Source organism: Citricoccus sp. I39-566 (assembly GCF_031432995.1).
Taxonomy (GTDB): domain Bacteria; phylum Actinomycetota; class Actinomycetes; order Actinomycetales; family Micrococcaceae; genus Citricoccus; species Citricoccus nitrophenolicus_A.
In genome coordinates this window covers 518,259-541,220 of sequence record NZ_CP133842.1, presented here as the reverse complement: position 1 = coordinate 541,220, position 22,962 = coordinate 518,259, and the positions used below count along the sequence as shown (strand labels likewise).

Here is a 22,962-nt window from a genome sequence, read left to right as displayed (position 1 = left end):
TATGGCGGAGGGTGTGCATCCCTCGGGGTTCAGCGGAATCGTTGCTCGTTTGCATAGCCCCTACCGTGGTCACTTCGGAGGAAAAGGACGGGACCGGCTGGACCATCCCGAAGGGCAATCCCTAACTGACACGACCCCAGTGAACCCATCAGCGCAGCTCGGTCAATGCACCCCTTCGGCCTCAATGGAACTCGTGCAGCCGCCATTCGGTGCCGTCGCTCAGAGGCATGGACACGTAGGGCTTGCGCAGGATCCGGGTCTTGCCCTCGACGAGTTCCTTGTCGCTGAGGACGAACCCGGCGAACTCGTCCACACTCTCTTGGATGAACTCCAGCTGGTCATCCATGTCCGGACCGATGAGATGGTGGTAGATGTACTGGCCGTTGTAAACGATCTCGGGAGCCTCACTGCCCAGGACCAAGGTGAACGTTGCCCACCGGGGGCCACGGACCTCCACGTAGACATCCCTGTGGCGGATGCTGGCCGCCGCCTCCACCTCGGGTGGCAGCTTTGCGGCAAGGCCCCTCGACCTCCCGCAACAGGGTCGCAAGGTAGCGCTCGACTTCCGAAGACTCACCCATTCGTCTTGCCCCCGGTCATCGCATTGGTGCTGTCCGACCTGGACGCCCGGGCCAGTTGGTTCAGGTGGACGACGAGGTTCTCCGCGGCCCCGGTGCCGGTGACTTGGCTGAGCGATTCACCGAACCAGTCGTGCCATATGGCATCGACCTGCAGGAGCTCGATCGCCCGGTGGAGGCCTCCCCAACTCACGGCGACACAAGCGCCCGGATGGGGAACCACTTCCGGCGCGACGACGTCAGCTAGGCAGAAGAGCCCCGCGTTCCGATCGGGGATCGGCAAACGGGCGCTCTGCATAGGTCGGCATCACCGTTGCAGAGGCTTTAGCCAAGACATTCGGTGAACTCTGCCATAGTGCGCGCCCTATTGAAGTCCTTCGCCCGAGTTACCGCAGGAGCAGGTTCTCGTGGATCTGTGTCCACCCCTCGTCGGTGAGGTCGGTGGTATCGGTCCCGTCGCGGACCACCCTGGCTTCAGTTCCGGCGGTGTCCAGTGACACCAACTGGGTTGCGTCACTCGAGGGGCCACCGCAGGCAATCGATTCCGTCTCCATGGCCACAAGACACACGCCATTGGCCATGCCGGGTTCGGCCGGCTTCGCAAGAAAGTACGATATTCCCTCATACTCGGCGACAAACCGGGCACTGTCCGGCTCCACATCGCCCCCGTAGAGGTCCGCAGGCAACGTCCGGTCAGCGGTCGCCGGTTCGTCCAGGAGCCCGACACCGGCGCTGCCTTGGCTGCATCCTGAAACCAGAAGAAGCGTAAACACTCCGACTAGTACGAGACTCTTGCGCCGCATCGGGAGCTCCTGACCGTGGTCGTTGGGATCTTCAATCGCCCCAGTAGGGGCTATAGAGCCATTTCACGTTCATGCCATCTCGAACGGTCTCAGCATCGGGAACCGAACGTCCAGTGGTGATCTGCTTCACATCGACCGTACCGCTCGGATGACACAAACGTGTAGTGTCGAAATGACACAACAACGAAGGGTGCGGCAATGGCGTGGTTGATGTTCCTGGTCTGGGGCCCTGTGCTCACGGGTCTCGTTCTCGCTCTGGTCTGGTGGCTGTTGCATGGCCGCACAGCGGGTCTGCCAAACGGTTCGGGCCGGGTGATCCCGGGCATGACTGGACTGGTCCTGCTCCTCGCAGTGGCCTTCGAACGGCTGGCCGGGGTGCCCTTGGCCTTACCCTTCGATGTCCCGATGGTGCTCACGGCCTGGCATGCCGACTATCGATTCGTCTTCCCCCTGATCCTGGCGATACTCGCTCTGGTCCTCTTGGCGTTCCCGGCACATCCACGGGCCGGTCGAGGCGCGGCAGATCTCTCACCCAGGACCCCGACCAGCTTCGGGCGCCGATGGTGGTTCGCGACCCCCCTCGTGCTGGTCGCACTCGTCCTCCTGGTGACGATCATTGCCGGAACCGCCTCGAGTCCCGATCCGACCACGGGGCGCTACATGGTGTACTACGTCGACCTCGGGGCCCAACACAGCATGGGCACCAGCATCTACGGCTGGTTCTACTCCGTGCCCTGCCTGATCCTGCTGGCCATCCTGCTCGCGGTGGCCTACCTCGACCTATTCCTCATCTCCCGCCCGGCCCTGGACCACGACCATGCTCGGGACGCGTACATCAGGACCGCCCGCACCCGCAACATTCTCGCAGTCGCAACCGGTGCGCTCCTGGCGCATTTCGGGTTCATCCTCCAGTCCCTCGCCGGGACCGCATCGATGCGGGGTCAGTTCACCGCGGCAGGCGGAACGGTGAACTCGTGGACCACCTTCGCCGCGCTGGAACCGGTGTTGCTCGGCGCGAGCTTCGTGCTGATGACCCTCGGGGTCGCCCACTGGGCCACCGTGCTCCTGTCTGCGATTCCGGCGCGGCAACCAGCGAAGGCCATGGTCACGTCATGATGATCACCCTGTCAGGGTCCACGCCGCCCACGGAGCAGATCCGTGATCAGATCCGCGGGCTGATCGTGTCTGGGCAGCTCGCGGCCGATGAACGCCTGCCCTCCGTCCGCCAGCTCGCCAAAGACCTCGACGTCGCCGCCGGAACCGTGGCCAAGGCCTACAAGGCACTCGAGACCGAAGGTCTCCTCACCACTCGCACCAGCGGGGGCACCCGCGTCAGCCGCAGCGCAACCACCACACCGCGAGCAGTCCTGGCCGCCGCCCGCCAGCTAGTCGACACCAGCACCCGGACAGGCACCAGCTTGGACGATGCCGTCCGCATCCTCCGAGCCATCTGGCCCCGGCCACAACCAGACTCCGGAAAACTGAACACGCACGCCGAATCGGTGAATTCGCACAGAGCAGATAACCGCACCTGAGGCCCTGCCGATCAAGCGACGCTCGGGCCCAGCAAGTAGCGTCCCGATGAAGGATCCCCTTACGCACGCAATCGAGGTGTCTTTTTCGTGAGTAGTGAAGGTCTCCATGCGCTCAACTTCAAAAGCGACAATGTGGCCTCGGGTTTGCACCGGGTCCATATGTCCAACCCGATCTAAGACCCGGCCTCACGAAGTTGTCCAAGGTTCGATTCAGGACCCACTTTGACAGCATGTCTCCGTCGGCATCCGCAGTGTCCAAGAGGGTATACCCGTCCTTACACTCCAGGTGCAGGCTCGTGTTTCGCAGGCGGCGTTAGATTGATGGCATGCCCCTGGACCACCTATTGCAGTCCTTGGTGCCGAACGGGCGGACTCCACATGCCCAAAGCGGGACATGTGTTGGCGACAGCCTGCGCACGCAGATCACCAGGGCTCGCTGCGGCCGAATGGCAAGCTCTCCGAGCAGGACCTATGTGACGCCCTGGCGGTTTCTCGCAATATCTTGAGCGAGATTGTTTACAGTGCTGGCCAAGGAGTCGATGGTGACGCGGAATCCCAACGGCGGCGTGCTCGTGGCCTGTCCGGCTCAGAAGTGACCCGCAATGTGTACCGGATGCGACACGAGTTGGCATCGGCGGTCGCTTTGCCGGCTGAGAAGTTAGACGTGCATGCATCGAGGCGATTGTCGCCGAAACCCGGGCCGCCATGGAGGCGGCGATGTTTCGGCGATGACTATGGCCAATCAACGCTTCCATGAGTCGCTGGTCGCCGTCAGCGGGGGCGACCGCCGACAGACGCTGATGCGTCAGACGCTCGCCCATATGCTGCTGAAGTTTCACGGGATGAATCTCCGCCCCGGACTTTCACTCCCACTATGTTGATCGCAACACGCAGATCACCGCGGAGCTGGGCTCGGTTGAACGCCAGCGCGTCGCGGAGACGCTGCGCGGCTCCCTGGATGCCGCCGCGGCCAAGCTGCTCGGACAGGTGGGCGTCGACTTTGTCGGTTAGTGCCCGGACCTGCCGTTCGGGGCCCCCAGTGCCGAGACACCCGACGAGGCTCTGCATCGCACAATCCTCGGGCGCTCCGTGGTGTGAGAGCTGGAGGGTGCATAAAACTTCAGGAATCTTCTGGCGAATCATCCGATTCTGTCTTTGCCACAGCGGATGGCGGTTCACCTTTGGGAAGCTGATTCTCCATGCTTGCTAGTCAGTCGATGTTCTCGAGGTACATCCCTTCCCAAGGCGTGCTAACCACTCGGACCGAGGGCCCCCAGTGGCATGAACTCGCGGTGATCGAGGTCCGGCCTGAGGGGTACCGGGTTGCACTCGTGTATGGGAATGTGGCGACGACAAAATCAATGAGTTGATGCATGGTTTTCTCCTTATGGGTCTACCGCCTCCTACAGGTGGCGGGTGAAGGGGGCGACACCCGCGAACTGGGGTGCCAAGGATTGGTCGCTGAATGCCCGCCTGCTGTTGCCTGAGTCATGGCCTCCGAGACTTTAAGCGAAACCCTGATTGAAGAGGCCGTCCCGTGAGGGGTGACAGGCGTTGCAGCCCGTAGAACTTATGGCCTCCGCACGGTACCGCAATCGGCGGCATGCGGAGGAGCCGCGAGTTTCAGCATTCGGTGACGCTGATTGCAAGACCTCCAAGTGATGTCTCTTTGTATTTGTCGAGCATGTCTTCCCCGACTCTGCGCATCGTGCGGATGACGACGTCGAGGCTGACCTTAGGTTCGTGGTCCGGTTCGTTCATTGCCAGTGTGGCCGCCTGAGTGGCCGTGACGGCTGCTATGGCGTTGCGTTCGATGCAAGGGATCTGGACTAGGCCTCCCACCGGGTCACAGGTGAGGCCGAGATGATGTTCGAGCCCGATTTCGGCGGCCTTGCCGATCATGCGAGGCGAGGCGCCGTTGGCCGCGGCGAGGGCGGCGGCTGCCATGGCGCAGGCGGAGCCGATTTCGCCTTGACAGCCGACTTGGGCTCCTGAGATGGATGCCGTGGTGGTGATGATGGAACCGATTGCCGTCGCGGTGAGGAGCATGTCGACCACGTGGTCTTCCTCTGCCTGTCTCGCGTGGTGGGCGATGACGGCCGGAACTACGCCTGCGGCACCGTTGGTGGGGGCGGTGACTATGCGACCCCCGGCAGCGTTCTCTTCATTGACGGCTAGGGCATCGAGTTGAATCCGGGCGATGTGCGTGGTCCAGCTGTCGTCGGTAGAGAGGCGGTTAGCGAGTGCGGGGGCGCGCCGCCGGACGTTGAGGCCGCCGGGAAGGACTCCCGGTTGCGCGTTCCTTCCTCGGCTGATGCACTCTTTCATCGCCGTCCAGATGCGTATTGCGGTGGCGTCTGGATCTTGACCGCGGGAGAGCCCGTTGTCCCTGACGATCTGCGCGATAGATGTTTGGCTCTCGTCGCAGCGGGCGAGCAGGTCATCGAACGTGGTGAAGACATGCGGCGGTCGGTGGGATGAGGTGGACGGCACGTCACCGACTCGGCGGATGAAGCCACCACCGGTGGACAGATAGGTCTCGGCGTAGAGTTCGGTCCCGTCGGCGCCGTGAGCCTCGAGGTCCAGGGAATTGGCATGCTCGGGGTGTGGCTGGAAGGGTGCGAACTCCACGGTCACTGGAACGCGGGGTGCCTCAGGGGCGAGTCTGGCCCTTCCTCCTTCCTCTTCCGTCCACGCGGTCGCGACCGCTTCGGGCTCGCAGGTTCCCGGCTTCGCGCCATCGAGACCCGCCACTACCGCTGCCGGGGTGCCGTGTCCTCTGCCGGTCGCACCCAGTGATCCGCGCAAGCGAACGTGTACCGCCGCTGTCTGACGGCAGATCCCCATCAGGGCGATCCTCCGTCTGAATTCTCTGCCAGCGAGCATCGGCCCCACGGTGTGTGAACTGGAGGGGCCGATGCCAATGGAGAACAGGTCGCCGACGCCCAGATCTGAACTTTGCATGCACCTATTATCTACAGCAGAACTGCAGAAATACAAGACAAGTGTGACTTGAAATACAGCGCAGAGCCTGCTTAGCTACGAAACGTGGTGGAAATAATCCGTTCATACGCTTGCAATAGCCCGAAACGAGCGGCTCAAATTGCTCTGGGAATACTTCTCATAGGGTAGTGACATACTTGCAGCAGCCATGTAGGGTTACAGCACATCTCCGCAGCTCGCGGGCCACGACTTAGTGTCAGCCGAGTCCGCCTTCCTCATTGGAGCCCATATGGCCAGCTCATCCTCAACCCTCGTCGAGCATCTAACTATCCAACCTGTCCCCGAATCACAGCGAACTGGTCGGGCGCGGCACCTTTTCCCAGTCTGGTTCGGCGTCCAAATCATGCCGCTCACTCTGGTGACCGGCGTCCTAGGACCCACGATTTACGGTCTTGACCTCGCTTGGACCGTAGTGGCGATCATCATTGGAAACGTCATCGGTGCGGTCTTCATGGCGCTGCACTCAGTGCAGGGATCGAAATTAGGCGTCCCCCAGATGATCCAGGCCCGAGCGCAGTTCGGTATGTACGGCGCGCTGCTGGTGTTGATCGTTGTCATCCTGATGTACTTGGGCTTTCTCGCCTCTATCCTGGTGCTCGCTCGCGACACACTATTGCTGATCGTGCCCGGCCTCAGCCCGTTGGCTGCGCTGATTGCTTGCTCGGTGCTGGCCCTGGCCATCGTGCTGTTCGGGTACGAGATCATCCACCGGTTCAATCGCTACCTGTTGCCGTTGTTCGCCCTAGCCGTCGTGCTGCTGGGCGTATTTACCTTCACCCATATGGGGCAGGCCTCGTCCTCAGCACCGGCCCTAGGTTTCTCCTTGACGGGCTTCCTTGCGATGGCGGCCACGGCCGCTATCTGGCAAATCGCCTATGCACCATACGTGTCTGACTATTCCCGATACTTACCGTCGAAAACCTCGTCAAAGTCCGCATTCTGGTTCACGTACCTCGGAACCGTCGGCGGTGCCATCCCGGTAATGGTCCTCGGTGCCTTGCTGGTCACTGCCTCAGGAGGTAAGGGCGATCTGCAGGACCTCGTCGCCATCCTGCCCACCCCAGTGATGCTCTTCGTCGTGGCAATGCTCTTCCTTGGGGCGATGGACGCGGCAGTCATCAATCTCTATGGGCCGGCGCTGACGACGATCACCATGATCCAGACCTTCCGTACTTCTTGGTCGCCGAAGGCTCGAGCCCGTAACAGCGTCGCGATCGGTACTTGTTTTCTGGCTACCGTCATCGCCGCCTTTTTCGCCAATGACTTCCTGGTCAGTTACGGCGACTTCATTCACTTCTTGATGACGTTGCTCATCCCATGGAGCATCGTCAATCTCGTCGACTACTACATCGTCAAGCGCGGCGACTACGACGTAGCGGCATTCAATGATCCCAAGGCCGGTTACGGGGCCTTCAACGTTCCAGCGCTGGTGACCTACGTGCTGGGATTTATCATCCAACTGCCGTTCATGCGGGGGTCGTTCTACACCGGGCCGATTGCAGAGTCCCTCAATGGCGCCGACCTGTCCTGGTTGGTCGGCTCCATCGCCAGCTTCTTCATCTACTTGACCCTCATCAGGTTCGCCCAACGTCGGACTCCAACCCCGGATTTATCCCGTGCCGCTGCCCCGACACCGGCTCCCGCCGACGTGCAGAGCCAGCCGTAACCGAATTGGCTACCTCCACCGATCTTCCCTACGGCTGACCGTCGGGCCAGCACTGCAGTTTTCCCTACGAAAGGACCTTCCAATGACTGAATCCGTTTCCTTGGTCACCCCCACCGGTGACGGCACCGACCGCCAGCGGCTGATGAACAGCACCTGGACGCATCACATGCCCACCCCATTCTCCCAAGGCTGGCGCGTAGGAAATCTTGTCTTCACCGGTGGCCAGCTCTCGTCCGACGAGCACGGCAACGTGGTCGGTGAAGGCGACATCGAGGTACAGACCCGCAATGTCTTCCAGTCTCTCACCAACGTACTGGCCGAAGCCGGGGCCACCTGGGAGGACGTCGTCAAAGTCAACACCTACTACTGCTTCGACGGGACCGGTGAGGACGTGCAGCGCAACTGGGAGGCCATGACACGGGTCCGCATGGAGTTCCTCCCCAAGGAGGGCCCAGCCGGCACCGGAGTGCGAGTCGCTGGGCTGATGTACGACGGCTTCCTCATCGAGGCCGAGGCCATCGCCGTGCTGCAGGACCGCGGCACGGGCAGCTCCGACTGACCCGAAACCCTCAATCTGAGACTCCTAATAGAAAGGCAAGAACATGACCATCCAGAACATCGCCCCGGCGGACGACGCCGAGCGGCTGCGCATTTCCAAAGTTACCGAGCAGCTCGAGCAGAGCGGCGGGCACCTGCTCACCGGCGAGCAGTACAAGGCCTCGTTGCGCGACGGGCGCCGGATCATCACCTCCGAAGGCGAGGAAGTCGAAGACGTCACCACCCACCCGGACCTGCGCGCCGTCGACACCCTTGCCGGTATCCAAGACGACCAGTTCACGGCCGAGGGCCAGGACATCCTCACCTACGTCGGTGAAGACGGCGGGCGCCGGGCAATCGGCTGGCAGGTGCCGCGTACCCGCGAAGACCTGCTCGCCAAGCGAGAGGCCACGAAGTTCATTACCCAGCGGACCATGGGCATGTACGGCCGGCCCAACGACTATGGGGCGATGATGGCCCTGGGCTTCCTGTCGACCATTGACCGCATCGAGGCGGAGAACGCCGAGTTCGCGGAGAACATCCGGAACTTCGTCAAGCTCTCCGGTGACAACAACCTGCTGAGCACCGATCTGATCGCGGACCCTCAGTCGGACAAGAACATTCCGCGCAACGAGCGCCCCTCACAGCTGCGCATCGTCGAAGACACCCCTGAGGGCATTGTTATCAGCGGCGCGAAGGTGGCCGGCAGCATCGGATCCCTCGCCCACTTCTTTACCCTCTCGACCACCCTCGGTGGGGGAGTCGGTCCAGAAGCAGCGATCTGGGCCGCAATCCCGATGAACTCGCCTGGGCTGTCGCTCATCCTGCGGGAACCGACCGCGAAAATGAACACTCCCCGCAATGACCACCCCCTAGACCATGCGGGCGAAGAACTTGACCAGACGATCATCTTTGACAATGTCTTCATTCCCCGTGAATACGTGTTCAGTAAATACAACCTGGGGCTGCTCGACCTTTACTACGAGAGCTGCGCCTACTCTCTTTGGTCAGTTATGACCCGACTGGCGTTCCGCGCAGAAATGTTCGCAGGTGTCGCTGAGGTCATCACCGAGATCCTCGGAACCGACAAGATTCCGGGCGTCCAGGCTGCAGTGGCGGACGTAACTATGTACGCACAGACACTCAAGGCCTATTCGCTGGCGACCATTCACGAGTCGGTGGAATGGTGCGGCTTGCAGGTACCCAACCCGGACCTGACAACCGCCGGACGGTTGTACTCCATCGAGAACTATCCGCGCATCATGCACATCCTGCGTGATCTGTGCGGCCAGGCGCTGATCGCACGTTGGCCCGAGAAGGTGTGGGACCACCCCGAGTTTGGGCCCCGCATGGAAGCCTTTTTTCCCGGCACCGGAGTCAGCGCGCGGGAGAAGAACACCTTCTTCAACTTCGTCTGGGACCTCACGAGCGGAGCCCACGCCGGCCGGGTGGCCCTCTTCGAAAACGTCAACGCCACGCCTCCCGCCTTTGTCCGCCATTTGGTCTATTCCAAGACCGACCGCAGCGCCGCGGCCCGGCGTGTCCGCGATTACGTAGGGATTTCCTGATGAAGACCATGACCAAGGAAAAGACAAAGAGCCCGCTGCTGCACACCGCAGCGGCACCGGCCAACGACACTATCGAGCGTAGCGAATTCGCAACAGCGATGCGGGGGCTGCCCAGCGGCGTCGTGGTCATCACCAGCTACGTCGACGACAAGCCTTGGGGGGTGACCCTGTCATCCCTGTCCTCATTCTCCGCCGAACCGGCGCGCGTTTCCTTCTCGATCCTGCGCACCACGGCGACCGCAGCCCATATCCGGGACCACGGAACCCTGGGCGTGGCGATCCTTTCCTCGGACGCCGGTGACCTGGCCGCGCGACAAGCCGCGGCCGGGCAGCCGAAGTTCCTCAACGAGGACGACCTGCTCCCGCAACGAGGACAACGCTTGGGCATGCCTCTGGTGGTCGGAGCGGTGATGAACCTGGAATGCCAGGTCGCATTCTACGTCGAGGTGCTCGATCACCTGCTCGTCGTCGCGGACGTCGTCTCGGCGGTGGGGGAAAAGACCAACGACTGCGGGCTTCTCTACTGGAACCGCACATTCGGCCACTTTGAACAGGGAGTACTGGCTTGAGCATCGAAATAGAGACCAACACGCAGGGAATGCAGACGCCTACCCTCGGAGCACATCTGCTGGAAAGCGGGCGCAAGACGATCGTCGATCTAACACGCCCGCTTTACGAAGGCATGCCGATGTGGTTCGGTCATCAGCGGACCTTTACTCCGGTGAACCAGACCCACGACGAGTTTAAGGCCAGGTTCGGCACCCAGGACGGCTTCTACGCCCGGAACCTGATCATCAGCGAGCACGCCGGCACACATACCGACGCGGTCATTGAGTACGACCCGGACGGGGCGCCTTTGGATCGCACCCCTCTGGAGTACTACTACGGATCGGCGGTGTGCCTGGATCTCTCGCACGTGGTCTTCTCGGACCCTGACCCCGAGGGGACGGGATCGGCGGGGGTCGAGGCGGTGCGAATCGCGGAGGCGAGACTCGCTGAGGCGGGAGAGAGCATCCGCCCCGGCGACATCGTGTTGGCATGGTTCGACTACGGGGACCGCACCTTCCCGGAGAAGCGATACATCGACGAAAATCCTGGTTTCTCCTGGGAAGGGGCTGAGTACCTGGCGGAGAAGGGCGTCGTGAACATCGGCACCGACTGCGCCGCGATCGACAACAGCCTGGACACCTCTTTCGCCGGGCACATGGTCTGCCGGAAGTACGGAATCGTCAACACCGAACACCTAGCGAATCTGGGGCAATTGGTGAACCGTCGGTTCGACTTCTACGGACTGCCGCTCAACATCCTGGGCGGCACGGGCTCCCCGATCCGCGCCATAGCAGTCCTGGATTGAGCCCAGTGATCCTCAACTGCAGCGACCGGTCAGAACGTCGGCGGCGTGTTCACCCACACGACCCGAGCGGGCCGGTCGCTGCGGTTGTGGTAGCTGTGGGGCCGCGTGCTGGCGTAGTTCATCGAATCGCCCTCCTCAAGGGTGTAGCGCTCAATGGCGTCGAGGATAATCTCGATCTGCCCTTCCACCACGGTCAGGAACTCTTCGCCGGCATGAACCATCGGCTCACCACTGCCGCACCCGGGCTGAACGGTCACCATCTGGGACTGCAGCGCGGTTGCGGACGAGTACAGATTCTCGATGAGGACCCCCTCAACCTGGAGCGGGAGCCGTTCGCGTTGGTCTCGGCGGACGACGATTTGGTCGCTGACCGGCGGCATGCCGAGCAGTTCAGGCACCGTGACACCCAGAGCGTGAGCGATCTGGGAGATCCTGCCGATGCTCGGCTGGCTGACACCGCGTTCGAAGGCGCTCACGGCAGAGGGGCTCATCTCGATCCGCTGGGCCAGTTCCCGCAGCGACAGTCCCGCCGCCAGCCGGGCGAGCCTGACACGGACGCCGACCTCGGCCTTCGTTCCGGTATCGGGGGAATCAGAACTCAACGGGGCTGTGTTTTCCAACGCCCCGCGCACCCCGGCGAGAGTCATCTGCCCGCCAGACATCAACCGCTTCGCCTGCTCCAAGCGCTTGACGTCGACCATCGAGTAGCGTCGCTGTCCCGAATCCGTGCGGGCCGGAGCGATCAGGCCTTCCTGCTCCCACAGGCGGATCGTGGAAGGCGAGACCCCGACCATCCGCGAGACATGACCGATGCGCAGGATCGGTGACGCGGCAGCATCTGGCGTCGCCGCCTCAGCGGGCAGTGCAGCAGGTGGAGTCATTTGGAAGGACCTTGCGCAATTGAAAGCAGAGGGCTTATCGCCGATGGATGTGCGTTTTGATCATATCGTCGTTGCCGTGTCGAACCTTGCAGGAGCGGTGCACAACGTCAAGCAGCACTGGGGCTTCGAGGCTAGGGGCGGGGGCCGCCATGACGGAGCCGGCACACAGAACGCCATCGTGCCCCTGGGACACAGCTACCTCGAACTGGTGACCGTGATCGATGAGACGGAAGCACGCGGGCACGGCTTCGGCCTCCTCGTCCTCGAAGCGCTCGAACAAGGTCGGGCCCTAGGCGGATGGGCTGTCGCGGTCACGGAGTCACCCAGTGTTGAAGGGCAGCGGCTCACTCGCAATGGTGTCGACGTCATGCTGTTCGGGCTCGATGAGGCCAAGAGTGAGCCCGGCCGACCGTTCTTCCTATATCGGGCACCTGGTCAGGGCACACCGGGGGCGTTGGAGGCCGGGGAACCCCACTGGCACGCCTCAACCTTGCGCGTCGGCGGGGCGGCCCTGCCCATCGGACTCGAAACAGCGCCACGGGGGGACACCCGCGTCGAGCTGGTCGAGGGCACCCCTCGAGGCACGATTCACGAGCTCGAACTCACCCGGCAGGACGGGCTCCACCTGCTACTCAACGAAGAATGCCTGAGGACTCTCTGATGCAGCACGAAGATCTCCTGAACGACACTCTCTTGGCCACCCGCCGCGCCCTCCACGCTATGCCGGAGGTCGGGCTCGTCCTACCGGCCACCCAGGCCTACCTACTCGAACGCCTCGAGGCCGCCGGCATCGAATACCGCGTCGGGGATGAACTGAGTTCGATCGTGGCGATCGTGCGCGGAGGTGCGGCGTCCAGTGACACCGACGCGGTCCTGGTGCGATCGGACATGGACGCCCTACCCGTGGCGGAGTCGACCGGCCTGCCCTTCGCTGCCGACAACGGGGCGATGCACGCTTGCGGCCACGACCTCCACATGGCAGTGGTGCTACATGCAGCTCTGGAGACCCAGCGGCGCCGAGCCGAGCTCAAGGGCAATGCCCTTTTCGTTTTCCAGCCCGGGGAAGAAGGCCACGGAGGGGCACAGTTGATGCTTCGCGAAGGAGTCCTGCACGCCTTCGGGCAGCGCCCGGTCGCAGCACTGGGCCTGCACGTGCTCGCCCATCACCTGCCCCTCGGTGCCATCGTCTCACGCCCGGGCGCCGTGCTGGCCGGATCCACTCTGCTGGATATCACCATCACGGGGCGCGGGGGCCATGGTTCAGCACCACATTTGGCACGCAGCCCTCTGGTCGCGGCAGCAGACCTCGTCTCCTCCACCCCTGCGCTGCTGCCCTCGAGGGTGTCGGCCTTCGAGCCCGCCGTCCTCTCGTTCGGCAGTCTCCAGACCGGGACCGCTCGCAATGTCATCCCCGACATCGCCGAGCTGGGGGGTGTCATTCGGACCTTCGATGATGGAACAACGGTCACGGTCGAGCAGGCCGTGCGTGATCTTGCGAAGGCGACGGCTCTCACCCACGACGTGCATGTCGACGTCCGGGCCCTTCGCGACACCATTCCGACCAAAACCGAGGTATCGGAACTGCAGCGCCTGCGACAGATCGCACCGGGCCGGGTCGCGGAGCTGGACCAGCCCCTGGCGATCTCGGAAGATTTCTCCTGGTTCCTGAGGGAAATTCCCGGGGTCTTCCTTCTGATTGGCGCCACGACGGGCGACCCGGCTACCTCGCCGTCAAATCACTCCGCGAACGCGACCTTCGACGAATCCGTCTTGGCTCCCACCGCTCGGCTCGTCGTCGACTGGGTCTTTGGCAGGCTAGGGATCGACGCCACTACCCACCGTTCCTCGGAACCCGCAACTCATACCACCTAGCGTGTCCAGACAGGTGGCTGTTGGACACATCTGTCTCCTGAACACCATGTCATCTGACACATCTGCGGGACAGGTATACCCAGTTGGACACTTCCCGACCGAGGCGGTGACGCTGAAATGTCTATACCTCGTCATTCGGTCACTCGGTCCGACCAGCGGCGGCCGGGCACGCTGGGTGATGAGGCGGAGGTCCGCGCACCATGCTCGCGATCACCTGCGCCGGACAGTTCGAGAGAACCACGCACTGACTAAAACCGCCGGACCCACACACTATTTATCGGGCGGTCCCAGTAGTAGGTTCGGTTTGACCTAATAGATCAGCAGGCTGTCGTTGCGGACGGGGTGGCGGCCCTGAGAAGGAGGACAGATGAAGGCTCTGACATGGCAGGGAAAGCGCTCGGTGAGCGTTGAGGAGGTTCCGGATCCCCGGATCCAGGAGTCCACGGACGCGATCGTGCGGATCACCTCGACCGCCATCTGCGGGTCGGACCTTCACTTGTACGAGGTGCTCACCCCGTTCATGGACAAGGGCGACATCATCGGCCACGAGCCCATGGGGATCGTGGAGGAGGTCGGCTCCGCCGTCACCCAGATCAAGGCCGGGGACCGCGTGGTGATTCCCTTCAATGTCTCCTGCGGCCACTGCTTCATGTGCAAGCAGGGCCTGCAGTCCCAATGCGAGACCACCCAGGTCCGGGAGTACAATAGCGGTGCAGTCTTCCTGGGCTATTCCCGCCTCTACGGTTCGGTGCCCGGCGGGCAGGCCGAGTTCCTGCGCGTCCCGCACGCGGACTACGGACCCATCAAGGTCCCGAACACCGGTGAGGACGAGCGCTACCTGTACCTCTCCGACGTTGTGCCGACCGCGTGGCAGGCCGTGCAGTACGCTGCGCCTCCTCAGGGCGGCTCCCTGGCCGTTCTGGGCCTGGGCCCGATCGGTCAGATGTCCGCCCGGATCGGCCGGCACTTGGGCTACCGGGTGTTCGCGGTGGACCCGGTCGCCGAGCGGCGGGCCATGGCCGAACGCCACGGCATCGAGACGCTGGACTCCTCCAGCGACGTAGCGGAGCGACTGAAGGACCTCACGGACGGCCGCGGTCCGGATTCCGTGGTGGACGCGGTCGGGATGGAGGCCCACGGCTCACCCGTGGCCGGTGTGGCCCACCAAGCGGTGGGGCTGCTGCCGTCCCCGCTGGGCCGCAAGGCGATGGAGACTGCCGGGGTGGACAAGCTCGCCGCGCTGTACACCGCCATCGACGCCGTCCGGCGCGGCGGGACGATCTCGATCAGCGGGGTGTACGGCGGCATGAAGGACCCCCTGCCGATGCTCACGATGTTCGACAAGCAGATCCAGCTGCGCATGGGCCAATGCAACGTGAAACGGTGGACCGAGGACCTGCTGCCGCTGGTCGATGACCCCTCGGACCCGCTCGGCGTCCTGGACCTCAAGACACACACCGCGTCGCTGGACGAGGCCCCGGAGATGTACGAGAAGTTCCAGAAGAAGCAAGACGGCTGCATCAAGGCCGTCCTCAAGCCATAGTCCCGGACCCGCGCCGGAGCCCGGCCCCTGAGGGCCGGGCTCCGGTGCGTCATGGACCAACGCACTCACTGGGACACAGCCGACCGTGTTGTCAGTTTCAGAGGTCGTCTGCACGGACGATGAATGAGCCGAGGGGAACAGTAAGAACACTCTCTCGTCCCGGCCCTTCGCTCCGTCGGTGCCACGCCACCCGGCGGTGGAGATCCGCCAGTGGGCCAGGGACAACGGCTACGACGTCTGGAATCGTCCACGCCTCCATCAAGACATACTCTGGGTTATTGGCCATTAACTGAGTGCGGATTCAGAACCCATTCGGCCTAATGAAGCATCCCGGGACTTATCCCGTCTGCTCCGCCCCCTAGACCACGCGGATCACGGACCTGGTCCGGCAGAGCCCCGCCGGTGGCCTGCTCAACCAGCCCGGCATCGGCCCAGTCACCGCCGCCGTCGCGCTGACCGCGTGGTCACACCTGGGCCGCATTCGATCCGAGTCCGCGTTCGCCAGCCTCGCTGGAACCAGCCCCATCCCCGCGTCATCGGGCAACACCGTCCGGCACCGGATCAACCGGGGTGGCGACCGGCGCCTCAACCGAGCACTCCACATGGCCGTCGTCACCCGCATGCGAATGGACCCGCGAACCCGCGCCTACGTCGAGCGCCGTACCGCCGAAGGGCGCACCCTCCGGGAGATCCGTCGCTGCCTCAAGCGCTACCTCGCCCGCGACATCTACCGCCGCCTCAACACCGCCGCTCAGAATGAGCTCACCGGGGCTTGACAGACATAGGAGATTCAACGGACGACTCGAGCACCTCCGCGGATCCGCCCTCGGGTTCCGAAACCTCACCAACTACATCGCCCGATCCTTGCTGGAGTCCGGCGGATTCAGGCCACTGCTACACCCTGGATTGTGAAGAGCCGGACAAGTTCCCCTTGGGCGCGGTGATGAACAAGGCCCTCACACTGCGTGGCGCTCAGCAGCACGGTCACCGTTACATCCCGCAGATTCTTGAGCACATGGCCCGCGGGGAGCTCACCACCGAGCACCTGGCCACCCACGTGATGCCGCTGGCCCAGGGCCCGCGCGGCTACGACATGTTCAAGAACAAGGAAGACGGCTGCGTCCGGGCCGTCTTCCAGCCCGGGGGGTGACGCGACACCGCGCCCCGCAGCGCCACCGTCGGCCTGACCGGGCCGGCACGGAAGCGACGATCCAGCCGGCCGGGCAACAGGAGGTGAGAGATGGTAGGACCCAAAGACGTACCCGTGTTCGGTTCTTCTCGCCCGCCCGTCCTCCTGCGTGCTCTGGTCCTGGGCTTCGGCGGTGGCCTTCGGTCCTGGCCTCCCTTGGCGCTCCTGGCGCTGAACTACGACACGCCTTCGTTCCAGGGTGGGTGGAAGCGCTGGCCGGTGTTCCGCAGCATCTGGGGACGGCGGCTGCTGATCGCCTTGGCGGTGGCGGAGTTCGTCGCCGACAAGCTGCCCAACACCCAGTCACGGCTCGACCTGATCGTGCAGCTGTCCCGGACCGACGGGGGACTGGTGGGCCGGGTAGCGGCCGACACCCTCGCCGGAGCAGTGCTGGGAAGCACGCGTCCAGGCACGCGTGACGTGGCAGAAGGGGCAGCCTTCGCAGCAGCCGGCGCCTGGTCGGCAACTACCTCGGCTACCACACCCACAAGGCCGTGGACGAGAGAACTGGCCTGCCCGATCCCGTCGTCGCGGTCGTCGAGGACGCGGTCGCGGTCACCCTGCTCAGCGCCGTGGCCCGGACCAGCTGACCGGCGCACCACTCCCCTTACGTGACTTGGACGGAGGCTCTCCATGCACCGGGGTCCTGGGCACCGCACACCGCAACCCACTGGGACTGCCGGGCAGAACTGGTCCTGCCCGAAGGCTCCCGCCCCGGCGGCCGGGAACCCGGTGTACCGTTTCGAGCACGAACCCGACTGACAGGAGCGATGTGATGGAGAATCGATCGGAAGGCCTGCCCGCGGAGCAGCCGGTGGGCGAGCTGGAGGAGGTGGCCCATTTCCACGGCGCCATGCTCACCGGCGTCACGGTCTCGCACCGGGGGCGGATCTTCGTCAATTACCCGAAGTGGGGCGATGACGTCGCCTTCACGGTGGCCGAAATTCGCGACGGCGAGGCGGTGGCCTACCCGAACGAGGCCATCAATCGCACCGATTCCGACGACCTGGCGAACACCCTGGTCTCGGTGCAGAGCGTGGTGGTGGACCCTGCCGACCGGCTGTGGATCCTGGACACCGGAAGCCCGCTATTCAAGCCCACGACCTACGGCGGGCCCAAGCTCGTCTGCGTCGACCTGACCAGCGACACAGTGGTCAAGACCATCCTGTTCCCCCAGGATGTCGCGTTGCCCACCAGCTACCTCAACGACGTGCGCTTCGACCTGCGCCGCGGAGCCGAGGGCGTCGCCTACCTCACCGACTCCTCCGACCAGGGACCCAACGCGCTGGTGGTGGTGGACCTGGCCACCGGTCAGAGCTGGCGGCGGCTGCACGAGCACCCCTCCACGAAGGCCGAGCCGCTCACAGACTTCATGCCGGTTGTCGAGTGCCGCCCGGTGGTCGCCCGCCAGGAGGACGGGACCGTGGCGCCGGCGATCGCGATGGGCGCGGACGGAATCGCCATCGGCGCCGACGGCGCCCGCCTCTACTACTGCCCGCTGGCATCCCGGCGGCTCTACAGTGTGGCTACCGACGCGCTGGTGGACCGAGCCCTGGATGAGGCGGCGGTGGCCGCGACCGTGCATGATGAAGGCGACAAGGGCGGGGCCGGCGACGGCCTGGAGTCCGACGCACAGGGCAACGTGTATGCGACGAACTACGAGCACAACGCGGTGCTGCGGCGTCGGGTCGACACCGTCGGGGCGTGGGAGACCGTGGTCAGCGACCCTCGGTTGCTGTGGCCGGACACGCTCTCGGTCGCGGCCGACGGCTACCTCTACATCACCGCGAACCAGCTCCACCGCCAGGCCGACTACCGGCAGGGGCAGGATGAACGGGTCAAGCCCTACACCCTCTTCCGCACCCGCATCGACGCCCAACCCGTCCTGCTGCGCTGACCACAGCGGGACGGAACTGGATGCAGCCATGCACAAGCAACTCACCTGATCCCTCAGCCGCCTTCCACCCCCATCTCATCTCACCCATGGGAGGTGACGTTCGTAAAGCGGAGGTGCTTGCCCATTGTCTCCACGAGGTGTTCGGCGATTGCCAGGGATGAAGTCGCTCCGGGCGAGGGCGCATTGCGCATTAGGGTGGCGCTACCGATGTTCTCGATGACAAAGTCGTCGAGGAGTTGACCCTGCCGGTCCATGGCTTGGGCGCGGATGCCGCGGGTGATGGGTGTGGAGGTGGCTCCCTTCAGGCTGGGCACATAGTCGGCAGCACCGGCTAAGAACTTCTTGCGGGAGAGAACTGCGCCAACTTCTTGGACAGCGGCTTGCCTGTTCTGGCCGGCGAACTTCCAGAAGCTGGGGCTAGCTGCAACTTCGAGGCTGTCCTTGAGACCGATGCGCCATCCGCTGTAGTTCTCCCGCCCGAAGGAAAGGAACGCGTTGGGGCCGACGAGCATCTCTCCGTCTACCCGCTTAGTTAGGTGGACTCCGAGGAAAGGATATGCCGGGTCCGGCACTGGGTAGACGAGGCCGTTAAGGATGGTGCGGTGCTCCGGAGCCAGCTGGGAGTACTGGCCGAAGAACGGCACGATCTTGGGGTAGGCGGCTCCACCGGCCATGCGGGCGATCCTGTCGGACTGCAGTCCTGCACAGACGATGAGGTGATCAAAAGTGTGTGAGGTTTGCTCCCCGCCGCGCTCCACGGTTACTGAACAGCCTTGTTCTCCGTTGGCAATTGAGGTCACTTCGGCGCCCAGTAGCACTCGTCCCCCGGCGCGCTCGATATCGTCTATGAGCGCGCGAGCGACCGCCGCGAAATCGATAATTGCCATGCAACTGGAGGGGCGTAGTTGCTTCACAATGCCGACCAGAAGTCGCCAGGGTAGGGGCTGGCGCCGCGGTGCTCCCCGGCCACTAACGCTCACCATGTACATTGAAGTTCACAAGGTACACAAACGTTCACCGGAGGGTCCGTGGGTATTCAGTTGAATCCGTTCCGCCCTACGGCGGGGGCCGATCCGCCTCAGTTGGTCGGCCGCGCGGGCCTGCTGGATGAGTTCGAGTACGGGTTGCGGATCCGCTCCGGAGCCCCGGGCTTACTGACCATCTTCACCGGGGCGCGAGGCGTCGGCAAGACCGTAATGCTCGGGGAGGCCGAGGATGCCGCCCGCCAGGCTGGCTGGGCAGTGGTCTCGGAGACCGCCACTCGAGGCTTCCTGGGACGAATCGGGGAGGCGATGCGGCCCTTCCTTGAGGAACTCGGCGCCGGCCCGACCGCCCGCCGCATTACAGGGCTGGGCTTGGGTGGATTCTCGGTGCACACCGAGTTGCCCCCGGAGCAGCAGGCCGGCTGGCGCCAACTGGGGGAGCAGCTACTGAAGCTGTTGGACACCCAGGGGACGGGGCTGGCCATCACCCTGGATGAGATCCACGGCGCCGACCGGGACGAGCTAGCCCAACTGGCCGCGTCAGTGCAGCACTTTATCCGGGCCGGCCTACCGGTGGCCCTGGTATTCGCCGGCCTGCCAGCCGCCGTATCGGATCTGCTGGACGAAGGCGTGGCCACGTTCCTGCGCCGCGCCGACCGGATCGACCTGCACGCCGCAGCCATCGACGAGGTCGAGGCCTCCTACCAGGCGGTCTTCGTCTCAGCGCCGTACCCAATCGACGCTGGCCTGTTGCGCACCGCAGCCGAGGCCACTGGCGGGTATCCGTTCCTGATCCAGCTGGTCGGCTACCACCTCTGGCAGGTCGCCGAGTCCACAGACCGACCGCTGACTGCGGATGACGTCAAGGTGGCCGTGGCCGCTGCACGCCGTCGCAACACCCGCATGGTCATCGGTGCCGCCCTGGCGTCAACCTCGCCCAAGGACATGGAGTTCCTACGAGCCATGGCCGAAGACGACGGACCCTCCAGGACCTCCGATATTGGCCAACGACTCGGCGACGCCCGCAACACGGTGGGCAACTACCGCGCACGCCTCATCGACGCCGGCCTGATCGAACCAGCCGGACACGGCCTCGTCGACTTCGCCATCCCGGGCCTGAGGGAGCACCTCCGCAACTGATGAACGGGCAAACTGTCGGCAGAAAATAGCGCTTGACCTGCAGTTTTGTCATAATCTCCGTTCTCGGCCTTTAGGTCATTCGAAGCTGTTTCCATGTCAGTGACCATGGGACACTTCTGTCCACCGCACGCCATATGGTCAAACACTACTGGGGCACGGGTATACCCACCTTGACACCCCGGAGACGAGAATTCGCCCACTCCTTACACGGGGATTCGGGGTCCACCGAGGTCAAGATAGTGTGTGTCCTGGCCGATCCTTCGGCATCGTAGCTTTCCCGCTCACTGTGACTCTGAGGAACGGTGGCGGTGTTCTGCTGGAGCTCAATGGCGAGACCGGCGGGAAGGTAGAGCCGGCGCTGCGGTGGCGGTCAGGTCGGTGGCCGACCACCCGACGCGTCCGGGGAGATGTCAGGACCGACTCACCGCGGGGCGCTGTGCAGCATAGGCGGTCGTGGTGTGCACTCCGAACACTCCCCAGGAGAGGGGTGCCCATGGCGGGTACGGTCCCGGATGTCGTGAGCTGACCAGCGGGGTCCTAGCGTGCCGGACGGGGGACTCCCTGGCCGGCTCAACGCCGGCGCTTGCTCCGTGCGGGCTGCTGGTGGCGGACCGACTACCGTGGAGCGGGTGAGCACGAACCAGCCAGCCGCCGAGACCCCCCGCCCCGACGAGCACGGGGCCGACCACGGCACCCAGGTCGCCTCGATGTTCGACGGCATCGCCGGCCGCTATGACCTGATGAACCTCGTCATGACGTGGGGACAGGAGCCCCGCTTCGTGCGGAGGACGGTGCAGCGTGCCGAGTTGCCGGACGCCCCCGTGGTCCTGGACCTGGCCACCGGCACCGGGGACATCGCCTTCGAGGTGCTGCGGCAGCACTACGGCGCCACGATCACCGGCGCGGACTTCGCCCCCGAGATGATGGAGGTCGGCAAGCGCCGGCCCGGCGGGGAGCAGGTCGACTGGGTCGAGGCCGACGCCATGGACCTCCCGTTCGCGGACGGCACCTTCGACGCGGTCACCCACGGCTACCTGCTGCGCAACGTCGCGGATATCCCCACCACGCTGGCCGAGCAGTTCCGCGTGCTCAAGCCCGGCGGCCGCATGGTGGCCCTGGAGACCTCGCCGGCCCCGGACAACCTCATCAAGCCCTTCTCCACCGCCTACATCAAGTACGTGGTGCCGCAGATCTCCAAACTGATCACGCGGGACCCGGAGGCCTACGAGTACCTCTCGGCCACCTCCCGCGGCTTCAAGACCCCGGCGCAGATCCAGGACCTGCTCGAGGAGGCCGGCTTCGAGGACGTCGGCCACGAGACGCACCTGTTCGGCACCCTCGCCATCCACTGGGCCACCAAGCCCCGCTGACCTCCCCACCGCGGCGCACGGGCCGTTCACCTTCCCCGGCGGCCGATCTACGCTGGAGGCACGGCCGGTGCCCCGGCGTCGGCGCGACCTCGGAGGTACGCCATGCATGAGAACGAGAAGGTCCATCCAGTGGTGAGGGACAACACCGGGTTGTCCCTCGGATACCGCCTGCTCTGGCGGATCCGCTACGCCGCGAACGACGTCTACGGCCCCGCCAGCCGCCAGTCCGGCCTGAACCCGCGCGAGGGGCTCAGGGTGGAGCGGGCCCAGCGGATCGCGGCGGCCTACCGGGCCCGGGGCGAGCAGCCGCCACCGGCCGTGAGGCGCGCGGCGGGGGACGCCGATGCGCCCGAGGCGGAGAAGTCCGAGTTCCTGACCCACCACGGCCAGCCCCCGAAGCCGTTCCAGGAGGGCTACCGCTACATCATGGTGGATGAACAGGGGAACCCCGTGGACCCGGAGCAGACCGTGCAGCCCGTCCCGCGGACGCCGCAGCCTGACGACCCGCCCGCGTCCAAGGACCCCACGCCGCGGACCGACGACTGACCGGAGGACCCCGGTTCCGGCGGCGGCGCTACTCCGCCTCGGGGTACACGCGCTCCATCAGCCTCGTCATGATCCGGTGCAGATCGCGCAGCTCACCCTCGTCCATCTGCAGCCGCCGCATCATCTCCACGGGAACCTGCTCGGCCTGCCGGCGCAGCGCGCGCCCCTGCTCGGTGAGGCAGAGCGCCAGTCCGCGGCCGTCGTCGGGATCCTGGTCCCGGCGGAGGTAGCCCAGCGCCTCCAGGCGCCGGGTCAGCGGGGACAGGGTGGCCGGCTCCATGTGCAGCCGCCCCGCCAGCGCCTTGAGGGACAGCGGCGCGTGCTGCCAGAGTGCGAGCATCACGAGGTACTGCGGGTGCGTCAGCCTCAGCGGCTCGAGCACGGGCCGGTAGGCGGCGATCACCCCGCGGGAGGCCACGGACAGGGCGAAGCAGATCTGGCTCTCGAGGGCCAGGGGGTCGGTGGCGGGGGTCGGCGCGGGCATGCCTCTAGGATGC

Annotated in this window: 22 protein-coding genes and 1 pseudogene; 16 read left to right on the top strand and 7 right to left on the bottom strand. The window is 64.6% G+C overall.

The annotated features are described in order from the left end of the window. Positions 1 to 181 precede the first annotated feature (181 nt). From RE421_RS02505 to RE421_RS02495, 3 genes are all read right to left on the bottom strand, one after another. Entirely contained in the window at positions 182 to 421 is a 240-nt protein-coding gene (locus RE421_RS02505) for a hypothetical protein (RefSeq protein WP_309813789.1), read from the bottom strand. A gap of 152 nt (positions 422 to 573) precedes the next feature. Beyond that, on the bottom strand, positions 574 to 876 hold the full coding sequence (locus tag RE421_RS02500; protein ID WP_309813787.1) for a hypothetical protein: 303 nt from the start codon (positions 874 to 876) through the stop codon (positions 574 to 576). A gap of 88 nt (positions 877 to 964) precedes the next feature. Next, the gene (locus RE421_RS02495; RefSeq protein ID WP_309813784.1) at positions 965 to 1,381 is read right to left on the bottom strand and encodes a hypothetical protein; all 417 of its coding nucleotides are present in this window, start codon (positions 1,379 to 1,381) and stop codon (positions 965 to 967) included. A 324-nt stretch (positions 1,382 to 1,705) separates the two neighbouring features. On the opposite strand from RE421_RS02495, the gene RE421_RS02490 reads away from it, so the two are divergent. Further along, the gene (locus RE421_RS02490; RefSeq protein ID WP_309813781.1) at positions 1,706 to 2,497 is read left to right on the top strand and encodes a hypothetical protein; all 792 of its coding nucleotides are present in this window, start codon (positions 1,706 to 1,708) and stop codon (positions 2,495 to 2,497) included. After that, entirely contained in the window at positions 2,494 to 2,916 is a 423-nt protein-coding gene (locus tag RE421_RS02485; RefSeq protein WP_309813778.1) for a GntR family transcriptional regulator, read from the top strand. Before RE421_RS02490 ends, RE421_RS02485 begins: the two co-directional genes overlap by 4 nt. Positions 2,917 to 4,539: 1,623 nt before the next feature. On the opposite strand, the gene RE421_RS02480 is transcribed toward RE421_RS02485, so the two are convergent. Further along, positions 4,540 to 5,880 carry an L-serine ammonia-lyase gene (locus RE421_RS02480; RefSeq protein ID WP_309813775.1) on the bottom strand — a complete coding sequence of 447 codons (1,341 nt, stop codon included), beginning with the start codon at positions 5,878 to 5,880 and terminating at the stop codon, positions 4,540 to 4,542. A 268-nt stretch (positions 5,881 to 6,148) separates the two neighbouring features. Between RE421_RS02480 and RE421_RS02475 the strand changes: the two genes are divergently transcribed. The 5 genes from RE421_RS02475 to RE421_RS02455 all read left to right on the top strand — a co-directional run bounded on the left by RE421_RS02475 (position 6,149) and on the right by RE421_RS02455 (position 11,044). Beyond that, on the top strand, positions 6,149 to 7,585 hold the full coding sequence (locus RE421_RS02475; RefSeq protein WP_309813771.1) for a cytosine permease: 1,437 nt from the start codon (positions 6,149 to 6,151) through the stop codon (positions 7,583 to 7,585). An 82-nt stretch (positions 7,586 to 7,667) separates the two neighbouring features. Next, the gene (locus tag RE421_RS02470; protein ID WP_309813768.1) at positions 7,668 to 8,144 is read left to right on the top strand and encodes a RidA family protein; all 477 of its coding nucleotides are present in this window, start codon (positions 7,668 to 7,670) and stop codon (positions 8,142 to 8,144) included. Positions 8,145 to 8,187: 43 nt separating this feature from the next. Further along, positions 8,188 to 9,690 (top strand): 4-hydroxyphenylacetate 3-hydroxylase N-terminal domain-containing protein, encoded by a 1,503-nt coding sequence (locus RE421_RS02465; protein ID WP_309813766.1) that lies wholly within the window; start codon positions 8,188 to 8,190, stop codon positions 9,688 to 9,690. Further along, a complete protein-coding gene (locus tag RE421_RS02460; RefSeq protein WP_309813763.1) occupies positions 9,690 to 10,259 on the top strand; it encodes a flavin reductase family protein in 570 nt (189 codons plus the stop codon). The genes RE421_RS02465 and RE421_RS02460 overlap by 1 nt, the downstream gene beginning before the upstream one ends. Further along, positions 10,256 to 11,044, top strand: coding sequence for a cyclase family protein (locus tag RE421_RS02455; RefSeq protein WP_309813757.1), 789 nt, complete (start codon positions 10,256 to 10,258; stop codon positions 11,042 to 11,044). The genes RE421_RS02460 and RE421_RS02455 overlap by 4 nt, the downstream gene beginning before the upstream one ends. 29 nt (positions 11,045 to 11,073) lie before the next feature. On the opposite strand, the gene RE421_RS02450 is transcribed toward RE421_RS02455, so the two are convergent. Beyond that, positions 11,074 to 11,925: a MerR family transcriptional regulator gene (locus RE421_RS02450; RefSeq protein ID WP_309813754.1), complete on the bottom strand. Its 852-nt coding sequence runs from the start codon at positions 11,923 to 11,925 to the stop codon at positions 11,074 to 11,076. Here RE421_RS02450 and RE421_RS02445 point away from each other — a divergent pair. From RE421_RS02445 to RE421_RS02420, 6 genes and pseudogenes are all read left to right on the top strand, one after another. Continuing rightward, entirely contained in the window at positions 11,855 to 12,586 is a 732-nt protein-coding gene (locus RE421_RS02445; RefSeq protein WP_309813750.1) for a VOC family protein, read from the top strand. The genes RE421_RS02450 and RE421_RS02445 overlap by 71 nt on opposite strands. Next, positions 12,586 to 13,797: a M20 family metallopeptidase gene (locus tag RE421_RS02440; RefSeq protein ID WP_309813749.1), complete on the top strand. Its 1,212-nt coding sequence runs from the start codon at positions 12,586 to 12,588 to the stop codon at positions 13,795 to 13,797. Before RE421_RS02445 ends, RE421_RS02440 begins: the two co-directional genes overlap by 1 nt. A gap of 367 nt (positions 13,798 to 14,164) precedes the next feature. Then, the gene (locus tag RE421_RS02435) at positions 14,165 to 15,340 is read left to right on the top strand and encodes a zinc-dependent alcohol dehydrogenase (RefSeq protein ID WP_309813746.1); all 1,176 of its coding nucleotides are present in this window, start codon (positions 14,165 to 14,167) and stop codon (positions 15,338 to 15,340) included. A 362-nt stretch (positions 15,341 to 15,702) separates the two neighbouring features. Further along, positions 15,703 to 16,116: pseudogene (locus tag RE421_RS02430) on the top strand (transposase); the annotation flags it as partial. Between the two features lie 239 nt (positions 16,117 to 16,355). Continuing rightward, a complete protein-coding gene (locus RE421_RS02425; RefSeq protein WP_309813744.1) occupies positions 16,356 to 16,490 on the top strand; it encodes a hypothetical protein in 135 nt (44 codons plus the stop codon). Between the two features lie 814 nt (positions 16,491 to 17,304). Then, positions 17,305 to 18,426 carry an L-dopachrome tautomerase-related protein gene (locus tag RE421_RS02420; protein ID WP_309813741.1) on the top strand — a complete coding sequence of 374 codons (1,122 nt, stop codon included), beginning with the start codon at positions 17,305 to 17,307 and terminating at the stop codon, positions 18,424 to 18,426. A gap of 80 nt (positions 18,427 to 18,506) precedes the next feature. On the opposite strand, the gene RE421_RS02415 is transcribed toward RE421_RS02420, so the two are convergent. Continuing rightward, a complete protein-coding gene (locus RE421_RS02415; protein WP_396134624.1) occupies positions 18,507 to 19,409 on the bottom strand; it encodes an FAD-dependent oxidoreductase in 903 nt (300 codons plus the stop codon). Positions 19,410 to 19,454: 45 nt separating this feature from the next. Between RE421_RS02415 and RE421_RS02410 the strand changes: the two genes are divergently transcribed. The 3 genes from RE421_RS02410 (at position 19,455) to RE421_RS02400 (ending at position 22,465) form a co-directional block, all read left to right on the top strand. After that, positions 19,455 to 20,549 carry an ATP-binding protein gene (locus RE421_RS02410; RefSeq protein ID WP_309813727.1) on the top strand — a complete coding sequence of 365 codons (1,095 nt, stop codon included), beginning with the start codon at positions 19,455 to 19,457 and terminating at the stop codon, positions 20,547 to 20,549. 629 nt (positions 20,550 to 21,178) lie between these two features. Continuing rightward, complete coding sequence (locus tag RE421_RS02405) at positions 21,179 to 21,919, top strand: ubiquinone/menaquinone biosynthesis methyltransferase (protein ID WP_309813724.1); 741 nt, start codon at positions 21,179 to 21,181, stop codon at positions 21,917 to 21,919. Positions 21,920 to 22,021: 102 nt separating this feature from the next. Continuing rightward, a complete protein-coding gene (locus tag RE421_RS02400) occupies positions 22,022 to 22,465 on the top strand; it encodes a hypothetical protein (protein WP_309813721.1) in 444 nt (147 codons plus the stop codon). Between the two features lie 28 nt (positions 22,466 to 22,493). On the opposite strand, the gene RE421_RS02395 is transcribed toward RE421_RS02400, so the two are convergent. Continuing rightward, the gene (locus tag RE421_RS02395; RefSeq protein ID WP_309813717.1) at positions 22,494 to 22,949 is read right to left on the bottom strand and encodes a MarR family transcriptional regulator; all 456 of its coding nucleotides are present in this window, start codon (positions 22,947 to 22,949) and stop codon (positions 22,494 to 22,496) included. Positions 22,950 to 22,962: the final 13 nt, after the last annotated feature.